Raw genomic sequence first — 23,175 nt, 5'->3', positions numbered from 1 at the left:
AATATATAAGGAATTTACAAATGTTCACAAAAAAGGATTTATTGCAGCAACGGATGTTGATTGATCAACTGCGCACGCAAAATAGTCTCTCTCCTCAGAACGCTGCCAAACTCGGCCAAAGTATTGCGAGCTCGTGGGAACGATCAGCTTCTGCTGCGATTCCTAAAGAACGATTTGCAGCACCTCTACTTGAAAGAAAATCTGCTTCACAAAATGCTTTAGATCTGGCACTAAGCCAGTGTGCTGATGACTTACGTCATATTGCAGAGCAGTCTTCTATGGTTATTGCTGTGGGTGACATCGGTAGTACCATTATCTGGACAGCCTCAAGTGCTCAAATGCAGAGCGCTGCTGAACGTGTACATTTTGTACAAGGTGGTCAATGGCGTGAAGAATTTGTAGGTACGAATGCATTGGCGTTATCTTTAAAAACTCAACAATCAAGCTGTGTTTTTTCCAATGAACATTATATGGAGTCGATTCACGATTGGGTTTGTTATGCAGCACCCATTATCGATCCATACTCAAAGCAAACCTTGGGGGTGGTAGATTTATCAACCACATGGAAAAACCATAATACCTTGGGTATTTTGGCCGCTGAGCGTTGTGCCTCCATTATTCAATCTGCCTTGTTAGAACAACAGCGCCAGCACTTACACATCCGGGCATTTTCGACGCCGCAAGTTAAATTTAACGGCAAAAGTTTATTATTGACGCCGCGTCAAATTGAAATTTTAACGATATTGGCACTATGTCCGCATGGTTTAACCTTAGAGCATCTCTATCAGGCACTTTATGGTGAGCGTAAAGTAAGCATGGGTACGCTTAAAGCTGAAATGTCTCAATTGCGAGATATATTGGGAGGTTTGCTTGGTTCACGTCCATATCGGTTACTTGTGCATGTTGAGGCCGATTTTTTACAAGCTGAACAAGCGCTTGATGCTGGATATGTCGCCTCTGCATTACAGCTTTATACGGGTGTATTTCTGGCAAAAACCGAAAGTCCCTTTCTGTGTGCATGGCGTGACTGCCTTGAGTCGCGCTTAAGTGATGCGATTTTTAAAACACAAGAAACAGATTTATTACTTAAGCATTTAGCTCATTTCCCTGAAGCAATCGATGCGGTAGAACGTCTTATGGAGTTATTACCGAGTGAACATCCTGCGTATCAATTGCTAGTGAAATATATTGACTCACCTAAGCTAAGTTAGGTGACTTTTTGATCCAGCCATTGGAATAGTTGCTGATAGACTTGTTCCCTTACTGGCTGGGCCGAAAGGACTAAATCGTGTAAACCATTGTGAATAGAGACAACCGAGACATCGCCTTTCATTTTTTTCCCAAATTTAGCAATGTCTTTAACGTCTAAAATGACATCGCTTTGAGTTGCATCGGGTCCCCATTTGCGTGGGTTTTTAGTTTGGTGCGAATGCATAATCAGGGCTGGAATATTCAATTTAACACCGCGGTGAATTTCTTTTTGCGCAGTATGAATTGCATGTACAAAGCTGAGTTGAACTGTCGGGGCAGAGGTTGGTTTCCAATCGAGGTTGAAATCCCATTCACCTTTAAGCTGCTTATGAAGACTGGTGGTGTACCATTTGTTCAGTTGGCTTGGAAATTTAACTTTTGGCAGATATTTTCCTACTCGACTGAGCATTGGAATACCAAACTTCTTTTCGACTAAGCTTAAATTAAAATCGTAAAACGGACTATTCGCCCAGAGTGCTTTAATGAGGGGATGATCAGGATGATGCGCAGCATAAAGCGTTGCCGTTAAGCCGCCTGTTGAGTGACCTGCAAGTAAAACTTGTGTATGTTTTTCTTGGCCAATAATCTCTAATGCTTGAGTAATTTCGGCATCATATTCATTTAAATCGAGCACATTATAGAAAATTTGATGAGGCAGTTTTGAGCGGCCATATTTTCTTAAATCGAGTGCATAGAAGTCATAACCATGGGCATTAAATTGCTCGGCCATTTCGGTTTGAAAGAAATAATCTAAAAAACCATGAATATAAAGTACGGCTTTTTGAGTCGGTTGAGTGGCTTTTTTACGAACTAAGGTGGCTACAACTTTACCTTCATAATCATCTGGAAAGTTGAGCGTTAGCTGTTCATAGCCGGCACCTAAAATATCTGGGGCATAATTGTGTTTAGCTGTAGATGTATTCATTTTTATCGAGCTATTGTCATTAAGTCATGTTGAGTATCCTTCAATGAAATGGGCAAATTGTCAATCAGGTTTAGAGAAGGTTGGAGTATAGGCTTTAAAAAAAAGGGAATACCGCTGGAGCTAAGTATTCCCCAAAAAGTAAGTCAACGGTCGGAGGGATTTGACTTACTACAGGAACATAGCGTTACATCAGTATTAAAGTGCTGCTTTGAAAATCTCCACAACTTGTGCATGGTTTGCTTTACGTGGGTTGGTGAGCATACATGCGTCTTTTTGAGCATTTTCGGCCATCACCGCGAGGTCCTCAGTTTTTACGCCAAGTTCTGTTAAGCCAGATGGGATACCAATTGAAGAAGACAGTTTGCGAATGGCATCAATTGCAGCATATGCAGCTTCTGTTACGGTGAGACCGTGGGTATTTACACCCATTAATTCTGCGATTTTTGCATAACGATCTGGACAAGCAATTAAGTTAAATTCACAAACATGTGGTAGCAAGATTGCGTTACATACACCATGAGGTAGGTTGTAGAACCCGCCCAACTGGTGTGCCATTGCATGAACATAACCTAAAGATGCATTGTTAAATGCCATACCAGCCAAGTACTGCGCATAGCTCATAGCATCACGAGCTTCGATGTTTTCACCATTTGCGACAGCGGGTTGTAACCATTGACTAATCATGGTGATTGCTTTTTCTGCACAAGCATCGGTAATTGGGTTTGCTGCTGTAGAAACATATGCTTCAACTGCATGGGTTAGCGCATCCATACCTGTTGCAGCGGTTAAACCAGCTGGTTTTGCAATCATGAGTTTCGGGTCATCGATCGCAATGAGAGGGGTACAACGCCAGTCCACGATAGCCATTTTTACGTGAGTATCGGTATTGGTAATAATACAGAAACGAGTCATTTCAGATGCAGTACCAGCCGTTGTATTCACTGCAATCAATGGCGTCATTGGGACTTTACTTTTATCGATGCCTTCGTAGTCACGAATATGACCACCACCCGCAGTCACTAAGCCAATCCCTTTTGCACAGTCATGAGATGAGCCGCCGCCTAACGACACAATAAAGTCACAGCCATTTTCGTTATAGGCATTCACACCGTTGTGAACATTAATATCGGTTGGGTTAGGTTCCGCGCCCGGGAAAATATGGCTCGCTACGCCTGCTTCGGTTAAATAGCTTGCGATAAGATCTGCAACGCCAAATTTAAATAGCCCTTCATCGGTCACAATTAATGCTTTTTTTGCGCCGAGGTTCTGCGCCTTTGTTCCAATTTCTTTGGCACATCCTGGTCCAAAGAGTGATACGCAAGGAATATAAAAACCGTTTGTTTGATCTGCAATATTTTTAAAAGCCATGGAGTGATTCCTTTTTCCATAAATCCATTGTTTGTTATTACAGGTGAGCCTCACCATGGCCTTAGTATTGTGATGTGTAGATTATTTTCCTACCTACCAAAAACCTACCAAATACCAACTTGGTATTAGTTATTGATTTATATTGTTTTTATAGAAAGTTTGGCTCATTCATTTAAATTTTTCGGGAAAATCGTTAAGCTATGGGCTGTTGAAGATGTACATATGAGATTATGAAACAGGAAACTGCACTTAAACTGCTAAAAGCAGGTGAAAATGTCTTTTTAACCGGTTCGGCTGGTGCAGGGAAAACCTATACACTCAATCAGTACATCCATTATTTAAAAGCGCGTAAAGTACCTGTAGCGATTACAGCGTCTACCGGTATTGCTGCAACGCATATGAATGGCATGACCATTCATACATGGGCTGGTATTGGCATCAAAGATCATCTAACTGACGATGACTTGAAACGGATGAAAGAGCGTAAATATCTCAAGGAACACCTTGAAAACGCGCAAGTTCTTGTGATTGATGAAATCTCAATGCTCCATGCGAAGCAGCTTAATCTGGTCAATCAGGTTTTAAAATATTTTAAAGAAAGTGATGAAGCATTCGGTGGCATTCAAGTGATTGTGGCTGGAGATTTCTTCCAGTTGCCACCTGTAGGCCGTAATGGTGAAGCCAACCGTGACAAGTTCTGTTTTATGTCTGATGCATGGGTCGAAGCCAAATTTCGGGTATGTTATTTAACAGAACAACACCGCCAAGATGATGAAATTCTGAATCAGATATTAAATGCGATTCGTGCGCAAAGTATTCAAACCGAGCATTTGCAAGCTTTGCATCAATCCCGTACTCATGACATTGGCGAAACCTTTACTCGTCTTTATACGCATAACATGGATGTCGATAATATCAATTATCAGCACTTAAACGAAATTGATAATGAAGGGCATCAATTTAATGCCGTTTTAGACGGTAATGAAAAATTATTAGAAACTTTAAAGTCTTCAGTTCGTGCTCCGGAAGAACTCACACTTAAAAAACATGCCAAAGTGATGTTTGTAAAAAACAACTTTGATATGGGTTATATCAACGGAAGTTTAGGTGAGGTGATCGGTTTTGAAGAAGATGACGAAAATGGGTTATTGCCAAAGGTAAAATTAACCGATGGTACAACTTTGCTGGTAGCGCCTGAAACATGGTCAATTGAAAATGAAGCAGGAAAAGTCATTGCAAGTTTCCAGCAAATTCCACTTCGTTTGGCGTGGGCGATTACCATTCATAAAAGCCAAGGTATGACTTTGGAAGCTGCTGAAATTAACCTGATGCATACCTTTGAAAAAGGGCAAGGTTATGTTGCGCTCTCACGTTTGAAGTCTTTAACAGGGTTAAAATTATTAGGTTTTAATGAACAAGCTTTGGAGTTAGATAGTCTGGCTGTAAAAGCTGATCGCCGTTTTCAAGAACTTTCTAAAGAAGCCGAAGATAATTTTGCTAATGTCGATTTAACGGCTCAACATAAAGCCTTTATTCGTCATTGTGGTGGAACCTTAAATGAAACTGAAATTTCAAGAAATGAGAAAAAACTAGCGAGAGGCGAGAAGCAAAATTACGCCTCAGCGACTTTGGACGAAACTCGTGCATTGTTTGAAGAAGGCTACGAAATTGAAGATATCGCACATGAACGAGGTCTAACACCTGCAACCATTATTAATCACTTGGCTCGACTGCATAAAGAACAAAAGCTAGATATTTCGGTTGCCCATCCTGGTGAAGAAGTGGTCGAAGAAGTGCGTAAAATTTATAAGAAGTTGAAAAAACGCCAAAATCCGGATCATTTTTCTGATGATGGTTCGATCAAACTAAGACCAATTGTTGAAGCAACTAGCCCTCGAATGGGATATGATCAGGTTCGATTAGCTTTATTATTTATTGAATAAAGTTTAATTGGCTTAATGACTTATTATATAAATTGAGGTGGCTATGCCGCACGTTGTAGTTGATTATTCAGATAACTTAACTGGACTAAATGCAAAACAATTACTTGAAGAAATTAATACCACGTTGATTGAAACAGAGTTGTTTAGTCCAGAAGACATTAAAAGTCGTGCGCGTAGAGATGAGGTGTTTCTGATTGGCTTAGGGGTTGATCAAGCCTATATCCATGTAAAAGCCTATATTTTGTCGGGAAGAACTGCTGAACAAAAACAGCTTGTGGGTGAGCAATTATTAGCGGCGCTCAGCAACAAAAAATATCTACCACAAGAGTTTAATAAAGAAATTCAATTGTGTGTTGAACTTATCGACATGCCAAGAGACGATTATTTCAAGCAAGTTGTATAACTCAAAAAAGCGCAATTTCGATCAAGAATAGCAATGAGCACTATGTAAAAGTAGTCTGACTTATTACCGACATCTACTTACTTTTAAAGTGAGTCTAGTGTAATTCAGGCATAATTTAGGTTATGCCTGTTTATTTAAAAGTTTGATATCTGCGTATTGCTCAATCAGGTTAGCATCTAGCATATGGATATAATCCATAAATATGCTACTAAAACTACCCATCGTTTGAGCTTGATTTGCAGCAAGTTTACCTGCAATTGCAAAATGAATATGAGCTGAAAGAGCTGCAATGGTTGGTGTCGTCACGGCGCTATATGCAGCAATTAATGCACCCAAAGCGCAGCCAGTTGCAGTAATTTTGGGTTGTAACGGGCTTCCGCCGTTTACTTGGATCACAGCATCTAATTCTCTAGATAAAATATAATCTGACTCACCTGAAATAGCGATACAGTCTGCATGTGCTAATAGTGCATAAGCCTGTTGATAGGCCTGATCACTACTTAAGGTACTATCCACACCTTTAGATTGAACTTGGTTGCCTGCAAGCGTACTGATTTCTGAGGCATTACCACGAATAACGCTTGGTTTGAACTGTAAAAGCTCGTCTGTCATTTGACTACGCCAAGCTAATATTGGCCCATATCCCACCGGATCGAGTACCCACGGAATGTTATTGAGCTGTGCGGTCTTGGCAGAGATTTGCATGGCTTGCATTTGCTCTGAAGTCGGTGTGCCTAAATTAATGCTTAAAGCCGATGAAATTTTGGTAAAACTTTCTGCTTCATAAGGATTATCAATCATGGCAGGTGAAGCACCGGAAGCAAGTAATACATTGGCTGTGTAGTTGGCAGCAACGCTGTTGGTAATACATTGTACCAGCGGCGTTTTTGCCTGCATGTTTTGCCAAGCTTCAATCACCTGTTCAATGAGGTTGGATGTCGAAATCATCTAATAATCCTTATTAAGCCAGAGATAAGAAAGTTAACGGGTAAAATAGTGATCTTGATGTTTGCAATTTTGGCAAATCAGCGACACATAATCTGCTGCATCATAGTCCACGCTTAGATCATTTGAACCACAGTACATACAACGTTTAACCGAGTAAAAGTTTAAACGAGGTTCGATTTTTCGCCATGCTTTCCATACAGGTTGTACAAATATCTGTTCGTCATAACCTAAAAAGCGGTTAAATAATATATGGCTCATTTTACTGTAAGGAATATTGTAAGGGCGGGGCAACATCGAAGTTTCCCACTTTTCAGCCAAAGCTCGTTCCCGATATTGCTCTAAAGTTTTCTTTAATAGATTGGTGTTAATAAATTTTTCGTTTCGTGGCTGTAGTGCCTTTTGTTTATAAAGATATTCAAGTGCAGTCTGAATAAGATAATAAATTTGACCAATCGCCAATGAGTCCATTAAACGGTAGCAAAAGGCTTGAAAATTAGAGCTTCCTGCAATTTGGATACCCCAAGTTCGGCAATAGAACTGGGTGAACTGAATAATTTCTTGATAGAGCACCTGAAACAGCACGTCCTTCACTTCATCTGCACTACGAAATGGAATACCAAGACTTAGGTTTTCATAAAACCAGTGACGTAGTTGCTGAGCTACACTAAATAAACTTGGGTCGCTATAACCATCTAGACGAATATTTAAATAAAAGCACTGTGGTTCATCGGTTTGATCTTGTGCATTTAAAATCCCATCTTTATGAAGTTGTTTAATCAGATGGCTTTGGAACATCCAGTTGGGGGTTATCGGCTGATATTTTATCTGGTCCCAGTGAATGTATTCGTCATGTGCAACATCGTCTCGTGCATAGTCATCGAGCAGACTAAGCATAAAAAGTTTATTTAAAAAACTAAGTTGCTCCAGACTGCGCTGAGGTTGATCTTTTGACTTAAACTGGCGTTGTTCTTGTAATCTGGTCTGCTGTAAAAGCTTTTTTCTTTGTTTAGTGCATTGGTCGCAATGACACGTCATTTTTGTGTCTTTAAATACACGGTGTTGGCAATGGCTACATTCATGAAATTGAACGTCTTGCTCAAATTGTTCGGCATCTACCCAGTACATCGACGCTTGGCAGAGAGGGCAATGGCTACTTTCATCTAGCTGTTTTTGTAGAATTTGTAAGGCCATTTCGCTCCGAACGTTTAAATTAATCATGACTGACCTATTATACACAGCCGCATTGCCGATAGATGAGATTGTCTTTTTGTTTGATGCAAAAATAGAAAACCTAAAGTCTTTGTTTTGACTTTAGGTTTTCATAAGAGGTTAAAAGTTAAGATTAAACAGGGCACGGCAAGGTCTCATCATTTTGTCCAAGTTTTTTGGCATTGATCAGTGCCTGCACTTTTTTACTTGGTAATTTCACTTTACCTAAGGCGTCATACGTATTAACGATAGTGGTTACCTCCTGAGCTGTCATTGAAATACCTTCGGCAGACAAGAACACGGCAATTACATGGTGGTCGAGTCCTGCTGCATCTAGATCATGAATCGCTTTAATGTTTTCTATTCGATGTAAATAAGCTTTTAATTCCATAGTGAGTTCCTCTTGTTCTGATTGAAATACTTATACTGGTATATTGGATAAGGCAAGAACCATGCCCAAAATGTAAGCAGCTCCTCAAAAATGTTAAAAGCGAAAGGAGTTTTATTTTTATTGTATAGATTGATTATATAAGCAGCGATTATCGTAATTTTGGTCTAATCTGTGCTAATAAAAGACGATTCTAATTTGAAATGTATAAATGAAGTCCCATTAATTTTATAAAGGTAAACAAACACAGTATGTATGAATGTGTATGATCAAGTTCATAAAATTCGTACTACGGTTTCCAAAAGTATATAAGGAATAAAGATGAATATTGCGGCGCAGCCTCCAGTTCAGGCAGATCAAACAGTTTATTTAAAAGATTATCAAAAACCTGCGTTCTTGGTCGAATCAATTAATCTTGATATTCAAGTCTATGACGATAAAACAATTGTTGATTCAACATTAGTCATGAAGCGTCAAACTGCTGGAGACTTGGTGCTACTGGGCCGTGATCTTGAGTTGCAATCTATTCAGCTCAATGGCCAAGATCTTACTCCTGCACAATATTCACTCGATAGTGAACAACTGGTGATCACTGATGCACCAGATGAAGTCATTTTACAAACTCAAGTGATTATTCACCCGGAAACCAACACTCAGCTTGAAGGTTTATATAAAGCTGGCGACTTATTTGTAACGCAAAATGAGCCTGAAGGTTTCCGTAAAATTACGTTCTATCCAGACCGTCCAGACGTACTTTCAGTTTTTACTACACGTGTAGAAGCAGACAAAAAATATCCGGTTTTACTTGCGAATGGTAACTTGCTTGAAACAGGTGAAGTTGGTGAAAACCGTCACTTTGCGATCTGGCAAGACCCGACTAAAAAGCCAAGCTATTTGTTTGCTTGTGTGATTGGTGATTTAGCTGTATTGAAAGACCGCTATACGACTTCGGAAGGACGTGATGTCGCTTTAGAAATCTATGCCATTGAGAAAGACATTCCAAAATGCCATATCGCAATGGAAGCTTTAAAACATTCTATGCGCTGGGATGAAGAGCACTATGGCCGTGCCTATGATCTCGACAACTATATGATTGTTGCGGTGAGCCAGTTCAACATGGGTGCCATGGAAAATAAAGGTTTAAATATCTTTAACACCTCATGCGTACTTGCCGATGAAGAATACACAACTGACGCAGCGATTATGCGTGTACAGTCTGTGATCGCCCATGAATATTTCCATAACTGGACAGGGAACCGTATTACTTGTCGTGACTGGTTCCAGTTGTGCTTAAAAGAAGGCTTAACGGTATTCCGTGATCAATCTTTCTCGGAAGATTTACAATCTGCTGCGGTTCAACGTATTGACGATGTCGCTGTTCTTAAATCGCATCAATTCCCAGAAGATGCAGGTCCATTGTCGCACCCACCACGCCCTGACCACTTTGTCGAAATTAATAACTTCTATACAGCGACTGTTTATGAAAAAGGTGCGGAAATTAACCGCATGATGTCGACATTACTGGGTAAAGAAAAATTCCGTCAGGGAACGGATGAATATTTCCGCCGTCATGATGGACAAGCCGTAACTGTTGAAGACTGGGTTGCTGCACTCTCTGCAGGTTCAGGTGTTGATTTATCTGCATTCTTAACTTGGTATAATCAACCAGGTACACCAAAGCTTGAAGCGAAAGGTGAATATGATGCAGCAGCGCAAACTTATCGTTTAAGCTTTAAACAAAGCCTAAAAGCGCATCCGAAATATCCAAATTTAAAAGCTGTCCCAATTCCTGTAGCGTTGGCATTATTTAATGCGAAAACAGGTGAACAATATACGCTCCAAAGCGAAAGCCTATTTGTAAATGGTGTTAAAGATGGTGTGTATTTGTTTGACCAAGACGAGGCAGCTATTGAGTTTACAGGAGTAACTGAGCAACCTGTTGTTTCACTACTACGTAATTTCTCTGCACCTGTAAATCTGGTATTTGATTACAGTGATGAAGAATTAGCATTCTTAATTCAACATGAAACAAATGGTTTTAACCAATGGCAAGCAACACAAACCTTGCTTGAACGTATTTTGTTAGAAGATCACTCTGCGGATACCTATATTCAAGCTATTCAAAGCACATTGCCTGAATTAGTTGGTCGTGATCCACTTTTAGCATCGCGTTTGTTTGATGTACCAACTGAAGGTTATTTAGGTAGCCGTATTGATCAAAACTATGCACCAGCCGATATTCATGTAAAACGTGAAGCCTTACTCAATCGTTTGGCTCAAGAGTTGGGGTCGTTCTGGAAAGATACGTACCTTACACTGGACCCTGACTTGCAAAAAGAATTTTCTTTAGCGATGGGTGTACGTGCATTAAAGAACATTATGCTCATGATGATGGCGCGTCAGGGTGACCAAAGTGCATTTGAATTAGCTTATAAGCAATATCAAAGCACGGGGAATATGTCTGAACGTTTAGGTGCGCTGCGTGTACTAGTGTGGCAAAGTGCGCCTCAAGCACAAGAAGCCCTAGCTGATTTCTATAACCGCTTTAAAGACGAAGCATTGTCTTTGGACCAATGGTTTATGATTCAGGCGGCAAACCCAAATGCTACAGTTGAGACAATTGAATATCTAACTCAGCATCCTGATTATGACTTAACCACACCAAACCGTATTCGCGCCGTGAGTGGTGGTTTGTCAAATAACCCTGAAAATACATGGGGCTTTGGTGTAGCTCACTTTATTAATCTTGCAGAATATCTGGACGAGAAAAACCCGATTTTAGGTTCACGCTTATTACAGGTGTTATCTCGCTGGTACACGCTTGCCGAACCTCAGCGCACTCAAGTGCAACAGGCTTTACAAGCATTGCAGCCTAAAGTGAAATCTAAAAACGTTTCTGAAACTTTAAATAGTATGCTGAGCGTTTAATAATATTTAAGCATATTGAATAGAGGCCTCTTGAGGGGCCTTTATTTTTATATAATTAACTAAATCAAAAAAATATAAAGAAATAGGAATTATATCTCAATTAATAATTAATGATTTATTTTAAATATATCTTTTAATTATTCTTAAAAATATAGACTACTTATCGATTAATTAGAAAAATATTTTAAATTATTCTATAAATTTTATTTTTATACTTATAGTTTTTGCTAAAAATATTGAAATATTTATTTAAAATTTTTCTAAATTATTTTATTGGTATTTAATTAAATTAATAAAAATCAATTATTTGTTTTTTGTATTGTTAATGAATTGTTAATGAAGGGTTAGAATGGGTAATTGTATTTTATTAATTGAAAATTGAAATAAAAACATACTCATACAATTTAAATTTTTTTATGTATGATGCCAAAAATAGAGTAAAAAATATAAGCTTTAAAAGAGCAGTCGAATAAAAGTGATTGTAATGGTGAAGATTAATTTTTTTACATCTATTAATTCCAACAATTTAATGTAAAAAGGTTTTAACCATGAAAAAGACTTTTTTTTATTTATCAGCATTTGCTGTAGGATTATCTTCTCTCAATGCAGCCAATGCCGCTACAGCAACAGGCACCTTGACGGTTAGAGCTACAGTAACAAATAGCTGTGTCCTGAATACCTCAGCTACTGGTACGACAGCTAATGCAGTTCTAGACTTTGGCACCTTAAGTTCTCTGGCTGGTAATGTAGACGCAGATACTACGACTACTGGTGGTACTCCAATTAGGGTGTTGTGTAACAACACAGTGCCATGGACTTTATCATTTGATGGTGGACAAAATGTTCTATCAACTCAACGTCGTATGATTGGTGGCGCGTCTACTACAGAATATATTCCTTATAACCTTTACTCTGACACAGGACGTGCTACGGCTATTGGAGTTGCAACAACTGCTTATAGTGGAACAGGCACGGGTAATGTCCAGACAGTTAACGTGTATGGCCGTATCCCTGCTGGTACAACTTTACCAAGTGCAGGTAGCTATGTTGACACTGTGACAGTCACAGTAACTTATTAAATTTTATAAATTATAAATATAGTTAGCCCTTTAAAAGGGCTAATACTTTAGAAAGATATACTTGGGTTAATTATGAAAAAAAACATTTTTATTATTACGGGATTATTCTTATCTTTATCGAGCACTATTTATGCCGCTACAATTCGTCTTTCACCCGTAACGGTGGAAATTTTAAGTAATCAAAGTGCTTCTTCGATTAGTTTATATAACCAGTCAAATGAAAGTACCGATTTACAGGTGCGTGTATTTGAATGGAGTCAAAACAATGGACAGGATCAATTAACCCCTACGGATGAAATTGCGGTTAGTCCACCTTTTTTAAAATTACAACCTAATGACTCTTATAATTTACGTGTAGTGAGGGTTAATCCAACGCCAGTTTCTGGCGAAAAAACTTATCGTATTATTATTGATGAGCTGCCAAAACCTATGGATAGCCGCAAAGTTAGTCAAGGTGTAAATGTCTTACTTCGCTCATCATTACCTGTATTTGTAGTGAATAAAGATGCGATTACTCAACTAAATTGGAAAATTGATAATAGTCAAAAAACCACTTCTTTAAATATCAGCAATATTGGAAACAGGCATGCACTTTTAAATGACTTAAAACTTGTAGATCTAACAGAAAATAAGAGTTACTCCATTAAAGTAAATACAGTGAATGGTTATATTCTTGCAGAACAATCACGAAGCTATCCGATTAGTAATTTTTCATATCAGCCCGACCATAAATACAGTATTTCCTTAACAGTTAATGGTAAGAAAGTCACGCTATAAGAGGCTTATATGAAATATATTATAGGTGTCTTATGTGTTACATATCTTCCTGCATATGCTTTTGCTGAACAGTTACAGGACAATACGAATGTGCCGGTTCCAAGTATTCCGGATACGATTGACAGCAAAAGTAAAAACACGCAGATAAAGATGAATGAACAGGAGCAAGATAATAACGTTGCACAGCTTTTTTTAAATATTTCTATTAATTCCAACCCTTCTGAGGATTTAGTAGCCGTAAGACAAGATCAAGATAAAAAATTATATATCCGTGCCCGTGACTTAAAAACTTTAAGACTAAAAATGAATGATTCCATTTCTGATAGCCAGTGGATTTGTCTTAATGAGCTTAAAGATATCCGGTTTAAATACTTGGAGAATGAGCAGTCTTTAAACTTACAAGTACCTCCTCACATGATGACAGGCTATTCGGTTGACTTAAAAGGGCAGCAGATCACCAGTCCGCAGCTACTTAAAATAAAGCCTTTAAACGCTGCAATCCTGAACTATAGCCTGTATCACACCATAACTAATGATGAGAATGTTTTCTCCGGTTCGGCAGAGGGAATTTTCAACAGTGCGATCGGTAACTTTTCGTCTGGTGTGTTATATAACGGAAATGATGAAAATAGTTATAGCCACGAAAAATGGGTACGTCTGGAAAGTAAATGGCAATATGTAGACCCTGAAAAGATCAGGATATATACCCTAGGGGACTTTATCTCCAATAGTTCGGATTGGGGCAGCAGCGTCCGCCTTGCAGGCTTTCAATGGTCGAGTGCCTATACTCAACGTGGCGATATTGTCACTTCGGCACTGCCACAATTCTCCGGTTCAGCCGCACTGCCTTCAACACTGGATTTATACGTTAACCAGCAAAAGATTTATTCAGGACTTGTCCCGTCAGGCCCTTTTGATATTAAACAGCTCCCGTTTATTTCCGGAAATGAGGTCACACTTGTAACTACGGATGCTACTGGTCGGCAGAGCATTACCAAAAAGCCTTACTATTTTTCATCCAAGATTCTGGCAAAAGGTATTAATGAGTTTTCAGTGGATGTTGGGGTTCCGCGCTATAACTATGGCCTATACTCGAACGATTATGACGATGCTACCTTTGCATCAGGGTCAATTCGATATGGTTACAGCAACTCATTAACCTTAAGCGGTGGGGTAGAGGCTTCAACAGATGGTTTGTCTAACATTGGAACAGGCTTTGCCAAGAACCTGTTCGGTATTGGGGTGATTAATGCTGATATTGCAGCAAGCCAGTATAAAGATGAAAACGGTTATTCTGCCTTGTTGGGTTTAGAAGGTCGGATTAGTAAAAATATTTCTTTTAACACCAGTTACCGCAAAATATTCGATAACTATTTTGATTTGGCACGCGTATCTCAGGTTCGATATTTAAAAGATAATCAGAGCGATGCTGAGTCACAAAACTACCTCAACTACAGTGCGCTGGCAGATGAAATTTTTAGGGCAGGAATTAACTATAACTTTTATGCAGGTTATGGGGCCTATCTGGGGTATAACCAGATTAAATATAGTGATAACCAATATAAACTGCTATCGGCCAATTTAAGTGGAAGTCTGAACAAGAACTGGGGATTTTATACCTCTGCCTATAAAGATTATGAAAATCACAAGGACTACGGTATTTACTTTGCGCTGCGATATACACCTTCGAATAAATTCAATGCCATTACTAGTGTTTCTAGCGACAGCGGTAGATTGAGTTATCGACAAGAAGTTTTCGGTTTGTCGGATCCGCAAATTGGGTCATTTGGATGGGGAGGCTATGTTGAGCGAGATCAGGATAACCATGACAACAATGCATCAATCTATGCCTCTTACCGTGCCCGTGCTGCTTATTTGGCAGGTCGCTATAACCGAATTGGAGATAACGATCAGGTTGCTCTTTCGGCAACGGGATCTTTGGTAGCTGCAGCAGGACGGCTCTTTGCGGCCAATGAAATTGGAGATGGATATGCTGTTGTCACTAATGCAGGCCCGCAAAGCCAAATCTTAAATGGTGGAGTAAATTTAGGCTTTACGGATAAATCAGGGAGATTTTTGATTCCTAGTCTCATGCCATATCAAGAGAACCATATTTATTTAGATCCTTCATTCTTGCCTCTAAATTGGAGCGTTAACTCCACTGAACAAAAAACTGTTGTAGGTTATCGCCAAGGAACAATGATTGATTTTGGTGCACATCAGGTCATCTCAGGATTAGTGAAACTTGTTGATAAAAATAACTCACCGTTATTACCGGGGTATAGCGTTCAAATTAATGGACAGCAAGATGGAGTGGTTGGCTATGACGGTGAAGTGTTTATTTCAAACTTATTAAAACAAAACAAACTTGTAGTCGATCTTCTTGATCATGGCTCATGCCAAGTTGACTTTACCTATAACAGTAATCAGTACTCAACTAAAAAATTGGGACCTTATGTATGTCATTAAATTTTATGAATAAGGCTCAAATAGAGAGCTATAAAAAACTTCCACGGTCTTTAAAATACTTCATAGGCATTTGCTTGTTTTATCTCGTTTATGCATTTTTTAGTCCTGCACAAGCTGCTTGCACGGTAAGCGGGACTACAAATAGTACTTTTAATTACACTGCAGCAAATATTAATAGTGATGCAACCGTAAACCTTTCAGGAACAATTACTTGTACGAATTTAGGACTTCCCCAGATTTCTAATTTTATGTGTATGAAAACCGTATTTACAGGAGCAACCACTGCGAATAATAGTGTGACTTTACCCTATACAGTTACTGCAACTGTAGGCGGGGCTGGCTCTTCTACTACCAACCAATCCTCCAATGTGTGGTATGGTCCAGTAGCAACAGTCGCATCAAATAATATTGTGAGTTACTCGGTAAATATAAAAGTACCAGCTCGAACAGGGTCTCTCATTGCATATCCTAAAGGAACCTATACGGCTTCGGTCCGGTTGTATTGGGATATGGATCTTTTGGGTTTGTCATGTGGCGATTTACTTGGTGGTTGGGATTCTGGTGATACATTACTAACAGCAAACTTTGTGGTCCCAAGTCTGTGCCAATTAAACTCAACTTCAACTGTAGATTTCGGCAATATTAATGATATTGGTACGACTAAGCGTGATTACATAGCTCAAGGAGCAGTGAATACTACCTGCAACTATGGAACACCTTATAGCATTTATTTAGGGGATGGAAACCACCGCATAGCTGGTGGTTTTAGGCGTATGATTCATGACAATAATGATTATATTCCCTATCAGCTATATAAAGATTCTAACTATAGTACGGTATGGGATGCCACAGGAGGTGTAACCAATGTTGGTGGTTCAGGTGGAGTCTCAAAAACTGGTACAGGTAGCGCCCAAAGTACACCCGTTTATGGAAAAATTCCGCAAGGCACTTCCATTTCAACTAAACCGGGAAACTATTCTGATAGTGTTGTTGTGACAGTGACTTATTAATTTTAAGAATATACGTGGATCTTTTATTTCAATAGATTCGCGTGATACCTTTGATATTGTCCACAATAGTTTGAGTATAAAAAGAGAAAGTTAAAATATTCTTAGTTTTTGAAACTTGGTCGTCATCAAAAACAGTTTGACTTAAAAAGATATTCTGTATATTTAATAGTTAGTTCCAAAAAGGAACTGAGTGGCAAAACAGGCAATTAAAAATAAAGGTGAATAAATGTCGGATATTATTTTGCATCAATGGGAAATTTCTCCATTTTGTCAAAAAGTTGCAAGAGCTTTGAAATTTAAGGGAATCCCATACGAAACGATTAATTACAACGGCATTCTTGGAGCGAAAGTTCCTTTGCTCAGTAAAGTGGGCAAAGTACCTGTTATTGACCATAAAGGGCAGCGTATACAAGACAGTACCCGTATCGCTCGCTACCTAGACGAAACCTTTCCGGATACACCTCGACTTTATCCCGGAGACGCAAATCAAAAGGCACTTGCAGAACTTTGGGAAGACTGGGCAGATGAATCACTCTATTTTTATGAAGTATATTTAAGAGTAAATGATTCGGAAGCTTTAGAAGAAGCAATTCGTATTAGCAGTATTGGCCGCCCTGCATATGAAAAACCTATGGTGAAGGGTTTTATTTTAGCTGAACTAAAAACACAGCTTTTCTTTCAAGGCTTGGGCAGAATGAAAGCTGAAAATGTTGAAGAAGAATTTATACGACACCTCGACCGTGTTGAGCAGGTTTTATCACAAAGTGAATGGTTAGTAGGTGAGAATCAAACGATTGCAGACATAGCTGTAGTTGCTCAACTTGGTGAAGTCATTCGTACAAGTAAGAAGTTTGGTAAGGAAATCTTGGATCGTCCATTTATGGCAGAATGGTATAAAAAACAAACAGGTTGAGACGACTATGGCATCAGCAACATCAGATAAAATACGAGATTGTGCAGTTGTTATTGGCGTTGGGGCATCACAGGGCATCGGTGCTGCTGTCTGTCATCGCTTTGCAAAAGAGGGCTTAAAAGTTTACGTTGCTGGACGTACTTTCCAAAAAATTGAGACAGTAGCTGCCGAAATCCATGCCAATGCAGGTGAAGCTGTGGCATTTCGTCTAGATGCAGAAGATATCAATCAAGTACAGGCATTGTTTGACACCATCATAAGTCAGAATGAACGCATTACTGCAGTTATTCATAATGTTGGGGGAAATATTCCCTCAATTTTTTTACGTAGTCCGCTATCGTTTTTTACTCAAATGTGGCAATCCACTTTTTTATCGGCCTATTTAGTTTCTCAAAGCTGTTTAAAAATATTTAAAGAACAAAACCACGGTACGCTTATTTTTACCGGAGCCAGTGCTTCGTTGCGTGGAAAGCCTTTTTTTGCAGCTTTCACTATGGGGAAATCTGCCTTGCGGACTTATGCATTAAACTTAGCTCAAATTTATAAAACTCAAGGCATTCATATTGCTCATGTCATTATTGATGGAATGGTGGATGGCGACAGAATTAATAAAGCTTTATTTGGTCTAGGACGTTTCATTCGACTCACACGGGGAACGGGTGGACTCAATATTAATGCAATAGCTGACAACTATTGGATGCTCTATCAGCAAAGCCCTGAGCTTTGGACACACGAGCTAGATTTACGTCCATATCAAGAAAAATTTTGAGAGACTCATATGCTAAAAACAATATTTCAGAAGTTTCAAAAAAAGCAGGGCTGTGTGGTGGTTGCAGGCCATGATATAGAACTACTTGACCAGAACTTTGTAATTTTAGACAAAAATGAGCAATCTCCATTGCATGTCTATCAAGCTGTACATGATTCTAGCGTTCAGAATATACAAGTAAACCGTGTAAATGATGGCATAACGAGTGTCCGTTTAAACTTGGTGAATACCGAGCATTTAAAAAGTTTACTAAAATATATTGCCAGCCATAGTCATAGCATTGAGTTATGCGTGTTTCAGCCAAATTTTTCATCTGCGCCAAATATTGAAGCTTTATCTTTAGAAGAAATTGAGCACAGTTGGCAAACAACGGGTTTAAGCGCAGTGAGCGTGTCACAAGCAGTGATTAAACCAATGCTAAAGCGGCAGCGGGGCACTGTTATTTTTCTTGGAGCGCCATCTAATAACTCGACTCACTACGATGTGTTAAGTCAAAGCATGTTTGCGAGTATTCGAGCGTTATCACAGTCATTGGCAAGAGAGTTTCAGCCTAAAGGAATACACGTGACATATTGCATGGTGGAAAAATGGGATGGGCAAAACCAGCACTTTATTTCATCTGTTAAACAAGTCTGTCAGCACATCTATCAACAACCTAACACTGCATGGAGTCAAGAGCTTAGCGTGTCTTGAGATTTTACTTTCGAGTGTTCTTAAAATAGAGTACTGCTTTGGAATGACAACAGAACAATAATTTTGAAGGTACTTAAATGTTAAATATTAAGAATATTCAACAAACGGTTAAAGTAGCGACTACAGTGGCAGCTTTGATGTGCTTTTCTTCACTGGCACAAGCATATCAATATGAGCAAACCGCGCGTTTAATTAACGAACGTTTATCTTATATGAAAGATGTTGCAGGCTATAAGGCAGAGCAGCATTTACCGATTGAAGATTTAACACAAGAAAAGAAAGTACTCGATCAATCGCTTTCTGAAGCTGACTCTTTTGGGCTTAACAGCGAAACAGTAAAGCCATTTATAGTGGTGCAAATGGATGTGGCTAAAGCAATCCAATACCGTTATCGCGCCGACTGGTTGTCGAGTCCGGAAACCAACTGGAAGCCTCAAGACTTAAGTGAAGTACGCTTAAAAATTAGCGCTTTAAACACAGAGCTGCTAAAAAATATCGCCTATGAACTTAAGAAAAATAATAACAAAGCGCCTCATGGCTGTAGCTATATGTGGCCTGTTCAGCATCCTCAACTTAAAGAAGCTGACAAGAGGGCTTTATGTGTAACATTGAATAAAATCAAATTAAAACAATGAACCACCCAAAGCCCTCCCTATAAGTAAATTATTCAATCAACATTAAATCGGCAGTATTGGCAGATTTAAGTGGTCGTAAAGCAAAGGTTGAACGCGTGTGGCGGATTCCTTTAATCGAGTAGAGCTTTTTACGTAAAAAACGTTCGTAATGCTCGGCATCTTTTACGGCCACTTTCACCAAATAATCATAGTCGCCCGTAACTAAATGCGCTTCGACCACTTCTGGAATGTCTGCCAAAGCCTCGCTAAAGTTTTCTAACATTTCATCATCGTGGCGTTCTAGGGTAATTTCGATAAAAAACAACTCATGAATGCCAATCGCTTTGGGGTTTACGTTTACGGTATAGCCTTCAATAATTTTTAGACTTTCTAAACGTTTGAGTCGAGTCCAGCAAGGCGAAGATGAAAGCCCGACTTCTTCGGCGAGCTGTGCAACCGTTAAACGGCCATTTCTACGTAGGGCAGATAATATTTTCCGATCTATGCGATCTAGTGTGTATTCTGTGCTGTTCAAAATATAAACCAAAGAAGATTCTTCTGTTAATTTTAAATATACGTGATTTTTATGCTGATATCATTTAAAAAAACTGAAAATTCAGTAAACATTTTGAGTGACACAGCCATACACTATTTCTATGCATCGGACTCTACTGGATAGGAGTTGTGATGAAGCAAAGAGCACTGTTTCAGTAAGGGTGACTAAACAGTGCTCTTTGCGGATCTTACCCAAAAAATCAAATATTAGGAATTTTTGATTCATACATTAGATTCATCAAATATTGGTTAAATAATAAATATATTCTTATTGGTCATAGCGCTCATCTTTCCAAAAATCTTATCAAATATCCTAAATGGCTAAATATTATTATTGAAATTCATAAAAGCACATACTTTAATCCCTAACCAAAGTACTAATTTAACAATTAAATAAGCGAGTATAATAAAGATTATTTATTTGTTAAAACTTAATCACCTAATTTTAATAAGGTGATTAAATATTCGAAAGAGAAGAAGGTTATCCTGTTTTCTTTATTATTAATAGACACTTAGTGATAATTATTATTTAATACGCCCGCAATATTATGACTAATACTTTTAATAACTTTGTCGGGGAAATAATGCGTAATTTTTTAGTAACGATTTTCACTTTATTAGTAGGAACATCAATTTATGCGAGTCAAGAATCTAAAAATCTTCTAGAGCAAACACAATGTGAGAAAGCAGTAGAGCTTCATGGTTTTTTAAGCCGAGCTCAACTTGATTGTAACTATCACTATTATTCAGAAGAGTTAAAAGAGGCTGCCGCAAAATGTACTAAACATGATCTCGGCGAAAAATATGGTAGAGAGGTTATGAAATTTGGGATGAAGGAATTTGAAGAGCGGAAGAAAGAGGATACACAGGGCCACTTTTGTCATAAGGTTTTAAAAGAATTTCCAAAATATATTAAACAATAAAAAATAAGGTTTTAAAAACCTCTTCTAGCAAGCCGATAAGATGGATTTAATTATTCATTTTATCGGTGTATAAATTTACTAGTTAAATTAGAGAATAATTCTTAAAAAATTAGCTAATATAAAACTTCACCTTGTTTTAGATCTAACAACAATCATTTTTTAGTTTGAATCCCTTATTGTAACCATAAAAATAACATTTCCTTCCTTGGATTAGCCGTTCGTTATGTATTATGGAGGAAAAATAAGCATCAGTCGGCATTCAAAGTCTTAATTAATATAGCGGAGTACATTTTAAGTTTACTTATATTTTTAAATTTCAAAAATAAAAGATTCTAGAATGGATGACTAAATCTTAAGTAAAGTTATTTTATAGAGTTTTTAAAGCTTTATTTCTAGCCAATATCACATTGACACCTAAAACCCCTCCGATTATCCTTTGCCTGCTGGCCTACATTGCCAGTTGGTTTTAGCAGACCATTAGCCAAAGCACACGAAAAAGACTTTCTTTTTTGTGGGCATCCCTGCGTGCCCCCTCTGCGGCGGAATGATCTGCCCCCATAAAGTTGGACAGTTAGTTAAGCAGTTTTTATAAACTGGTTTCTATATTGTACAGGGGATAAACCTTGTAGCTTCACCTTGATTCTCTCATGATTATAATAATGAATGTATTCTCGTATCGTTTTCTCTAATTCATCAATTGATTGAAATTTTTCTCCATGAAAGCATTCCGATTTTAATATTCCAAAGAAGCTTTCTATTACAGCATTATCTAAGCAATTTCCTTTACGAGACATACTTTGAATTAAACCATGTTGCTTTAATTGCTGTTGGTAATGAGCCATTTGATATTGCCATCCTTGATCTGAATGGAGAATTGGTTTCTCATGTCGCTTAAGTTTAGCTAAAGCATGAATGAGCATATCTTTCACTAACTCATAATTGAGTTTACGTTGGATTCGGAAGGTAATAATTTCCCCATTAAACAAATCTATAATTGGTGATAAATAAAGTTTTTCACCGTTAACATTAAATTCCGTCACATCAGTTGCCCATTTCTGGTTGGGATGGTTCGCTTTAAATTGCCGTTGCATAATGTTATCAGCCACCGTCCCGACACAACCACTTTTATATGAGCGATATTTCAATGCTCTGATACGTGATTTAATTCCCATGGTTTTCATAAGGCGATATACACATTTATGGTTGATTATTATTCCTGTACTTTTCAGGGCAAGAGTAATTCTACGATAGCCATAGCATCCCTTATGCTTGTGATATATGGACTTAATCTGCTGTTTTAACTCAGTATATTTGTCATTAGAGCGTACAGCTTTCATGTGATAGAAATAAGTACTACGAGCAATCTTTGCAATACTGAGTAAGAGTTTTAATGGATAAATTTGCCTTAATTCTGAAATAACCTGAACAGTGTCTGCAGTACAAAGTGTATTTAAGTACGTTGCTTCAGTTTTAAGGCTTTTAGCTTTTTTAAAAAGGCAACCTCCGCTCGTAAAGCGGTCACTTCATCAATGAGTTCCTGTTGAGATTTATCTTTGTCTTCTTTTATAGGCTTAGTTATTTTGGTTTTATCTTGTTTAACCATATTGGTATAAATCCTCGTAGTATTAAACCCGGCAATCCCTTCTTTATGATACTGAGCGAGCCACCTTCTTAAAATTGACGTCCCGCTCAGATTTAACCGTCTTCTAACTTCTCTTACCGGTATCTTATCAAGAAGCATTTGTACAGCCTTGATTTTAAATTCGGAAGAGTAGTAGGTTTTTTTAGTTTTAACATTCAGGCCATCTTCACCTTGTGCCTTATAGTTTTCAATCCATAAGCGGATGGTTTGGAGATCAACATTAAATTCTTGTGAAAGGATTTTATATCCTTTACTTCCATCTAAATAAGCTTGAATGACTTTTAATTTTAACTCTTTTGAATGCTTCGGAATTGGCATAGGGCACACCTCATAAGTTTAAAAAGTCTAACTTATGGGGTGCAGTTCAG

At 38.3% G+C, this 23,175-nt stretch carries 21 protein-coding genes; 13 read left to right on the top strand and 8 right to left on the bottom strand.

What is annotated here, in order from left to right; all coding sequences use genetic code 11:
• Positions 1 to 20: 20 nt before the first annotated feature.
• Positions 21 to 1,211: a helix-turn-helix domain-containing protein gene (locus MKL62_RS09140; protein ID WP_000494376.1), complete on the top strand. Its 1,191-nt coding sequence runs from the start codon at positions 21 to 23 to the stop codon at positions 1,209 to 1,211.
• On the opposite strand, the gene MKL62_RS09135 is transcribed toward MKL62_RS09140, so the two are convergent.
• Both MKL62_RS09135 and mdh read right to left on the bottom strand, forming a co-directional pair.
• Entirely contained in the window at positions 1,208 to 2,176 is a 969-nt protein-coding gene (locus MKL62_RS09135) for an alpha/beta hydrolase (protein ID WP_001098142.1), read from the bottom strand. The genes MKL62_RS09140 and MKL62_RS09135 overlap by 4 nt on opposite strands.
• A 195-nt stretch (positions 2,177 to 2,371) precedes the next feature.
• A complete protein-coding gene (gene mdh, locus MKL62_RS09130) occupies positions 2,372 to 3,544 on the bottom strand; it encodes an iron-dependent methanol dehydrogenase (protein ID WP_000874704.1) in 1,173 nt (390 codons plus the stop codon).
• Positions 3,545 to 3,774: 230 nt separating this feature from the next.
• On the opposite strand from mdh, the gene MKL62_RS09125 reads away from it, so the two are divergent.
• Both MKL62_RS09125 and MKL62_RS09120 read left to right on the top strand, forming a co-directional pair.
• Positions 3,775 to 5,487 (top strand): AAA family ATPase, encoded by a 1,713-nt coding sequence (locus tag MKL62_RS09125; protein ID WP_000808297.1) that lies wholly within the window; start codon positions 3,775 to 3,777, stop codon positions 5,485 to 5,487.
• Between the two features lie 43 nt (positions 5,488 to 5,530).
• Positions 5,531 to 5,890, top strand: coding sequence for a 5-carboxymethyl-2-hydroxymuconate Delta-isomerase (locus MKL62_RS09120; RefSeq protein ID WP_001120984.1), 360 nt, complete (start codon positions 5,531 to 5,533; stop codon positions 5,888 to 5,890).
• Positions 5,891 to 6,010: 120 nt separating this feature from the next.
• On the opposite strand, the gene thiM is transcribed toward MKL62_RS09120, so the two are convergent.
• The 3 genes from thiM to MKL62_RS09105 form a co-directional block, all read right to left on the bottom strand.
• Positions 6,011 to 6,838 carry a hydroxyethylthiazole kinase gene (thiM, locus tag MKL62_RS09115; protein ID WP_002069981.1) on the bottom strand — a complete coding sequence of 276 codons (828 nt, stop codon included), beginning with the start codon at positions 6,836 to 6,838 and terminating at the stop codon, positions 6,011 to 6,013.
• A 33-nt stretch (positions 6,839 to 6,871) separates the two neighbouring features.
• Positions 6,872 to 8,029: a hypothetical protein gene (locus MKL62_RS09110; RefSeq protein WP_002157510.1), complete on the bottom strand. Its 1,158-nt coding sequence runs from the start codon at positions 8,027 to 8,029 to the stop codon at positions 6,872 to 6,874.
• A 151-nt stretch (positions 8,030 to 8,180) separates the two neighbouring features.
• Complete coding sequence (locus MKL62_RS09105) at positions 8,181 to 8,438, bottom strand: hypothetical protein (protein ID WP_000420540.1); 258 nt, start codon at positions 8,436 to 8,438, stop codon at positions 8,181 to 8,183.
• A gap of 318 nt (positions 8,439 to 8,756) precedes the next feature.
• Here MKL62_RS09105 and pepN point away from each other — a divergent pair, with 318 nt between their 5' ends.
• The 9 genes from pepN (at position 8,757) to MKL62_RS09060 (ending at position 19,708) form a co-directional block, all read left to right on the top strand.
• Entirely contained in the window at positions 8,757 to 11,363 is a 2,607-nt protein-coding gene (pepN, locus tag MKL62_RS09100; RefSeq protein ID WP_001017226.1) for an aminopeptidase N, read from the top strand.
• 548 nt (positions 11,364 to 11,911) lie between these two features.
• Positions 11,912 to 12,442 (top strand): Csu type fimbrial protein, encoded by a 531-nt coding sequence (locus tag MKL62_RS09095; RefSeq protein ID WP_000750672.1) that lies wholly within the window; start codon positions 11,912 to 11,914, stop codon positions 12,440 to 12,442.
• A 72-nt stretch (positions 12,443 to 12,514) separates the two neighbouring features.
• The gene (locus tag MKL62_RS09090; protein ID WP_000739317.1) at positions 12,515 to 13,219 is read left to right on the top strand and encodes a fimbrial biogenesis chaperone; all 705 of its coding nucleotides are present in this window, start codon (positions 12,515 to 12,517) and stop codon (positions 13,217 to 13,219) included.
• Between the two features lie 9 nt (positions 13,220 to 13,228).
• Complete coding sequence (locus tag MKL62_RS09085) at positions 13,229 to 15,688, top strand: fimbria/pilus outer membrane usher protein (protein ID WP_005128404.1); 2,460 nt, start codon at positions 13,229 to 13,231, stop codon at positions 15,686 to 15,688.
• Positions 15,679 to 16,698: a Csu type fimbrial protein gene (locus MKL62_RS09080; protein WP_005128406.1), complete on the top strand. Its 1,020-nt coding sequence runs from the start codon at positions 15,679 to 15,681 to the stop codon at positions 16,696 to 16,698. Before MKL62_RS09085 ends, MKL62_RS09080 begins: the two co-directional genes overlap by 10 nt.
• A gap of 226 nt (positions 16,699 to 16,924) precedes the next feature.
• Positions 16,925 to 17,611: a glutathione S-transferase family protein gene (locus MKL62_RS09075; RefSeq protein ID WP_001279999.1), complete on the top strand. Its 687-nt coding sequence runs from the start codon at positions 16,925 to 16,927 to the stop codon at positions 17,609 to 17,611.
• Between the two features lie 7 nt (positions 17,612 to 17,618).
• Positions 17,619 to 18,380 carry an SDR family NAD(P)-dependent oxidoreductase gene (locus tag MKL62_RS09070; protein WP_005128407.1) on the top strand — a complete coding sequence of 254 codons (762 nt, stop codon included), beginning with the start codon at positions 17,619 to 17,621 and terminating at the stop codon, positions 18,378 to 18,380.
• Positions 18,381 to 18,389: 9 nt separating this feature from the next.
• Positions 18,390 to 19,073, top strand: a complete 684-nt coding sequence (locus MKL62_RS09065) for an SDR family NAD(P)-dependent oxidoreductase (RefSeq protein ID WP_005128409.1) — start codon at positions 18,390 to 18,392, stop codon at positions 19,071 to 19,073.
• Between the two features lie 77 nt (positions 19,074 to 19,150).
• Positions 19,151 to 19,708: a chorismate mutase gene (locus MKL62_RS09060; protein ID WP_000932097.1), complete on the top strand. Its 558-nt coding sequence runs from the start codon at positions 19,151 to 19,153 to the stop codon at positions 19,706 to 19,708.
• A gap of 28 nt (positions 19,709 to 19,736) precedes the next feature.
• On the opposite strand, the gene MKL62_RS09055 is transcribed toward MKL62_RS09060, so the two are convergent.
• On the bottom strand, positions 19,737 to 20,222 hold the full coding sequence (locus MKL62_RS09055; RefSeq protein ID WP_001089197.1) for an Lrp/AsnC family transcriptional regulator: 486 nt from the start codon (positions 20,220 to 20,222) through the stop codon (positions 19,737 to 19,739).
• 604 nt (positions 20,223 to 20,826) lie between these two features.
• Between MKL62_RS09055 and MKL62_RS09050 the strand changes: the two genes are divergently transcribed.
• Positions 20,827 to 21,165 (top strand): hypothetical protein, encoded by a 339-nt coding sequence (locus MKL62_RS09050; RefSeq protein ID WP_001243508.1) that lies wholly within the window; start codon positions 20,827 to 20,829, stop codon positions 21,163 to 21,165.
• 575 nt (positions 21,166 to 21,740) lie between these two features.
• On the opposite strand, the gene MKL62_RS09045 is transcribed toward MKL62_RS09050, so the two are convergent.
• Both MKL62_RS09045 and MKL62_RS09040 read right to left on the bottom strand, forming a co-directional pair.
• Positions 21,741 to 22,583 (bottom strand): IS3 family transposase, encoded by an 843-nt coding sequence (locus MKL62_RS09045; protein ID WP_223673390.1) that lies wholly within the window; start codon positions 22,581 to 22,583, stop codon positions 21,741 to 21,743.
• 32 nt (positions 22,584 to 22,615) lie between these two features.
• Positions 22,616 to 23,125 (bottom strand): helix-turn-helix domain-containing protein, encoded by a 510-nt coding sequence (locus MKL62_RS09040; RefSeq protein ID WP_001122273.1) that lies wholly within the window; start codon positions 23,123 to 23,125, stop codon positions 22,616 to 22,618.
• Positions 23,126 to 23,175: the final 50 nt, after the last annotated feature.

Source organism: Acinetobacter sp. AOR01_HL (assembly GCF_027855455.1).
Taxonomy (GTDB): Bacteria; Pseudomonadota; Gammaproteobacteria; order Pseudomonadales; family Moraxellaceae; genus Acinetobacter; species Acinetobacter baumannii.
Note: the sequence above shows the minus strand (reverse complement) of the source record. Positions and strands in the feature narration are given on the sequence as shown.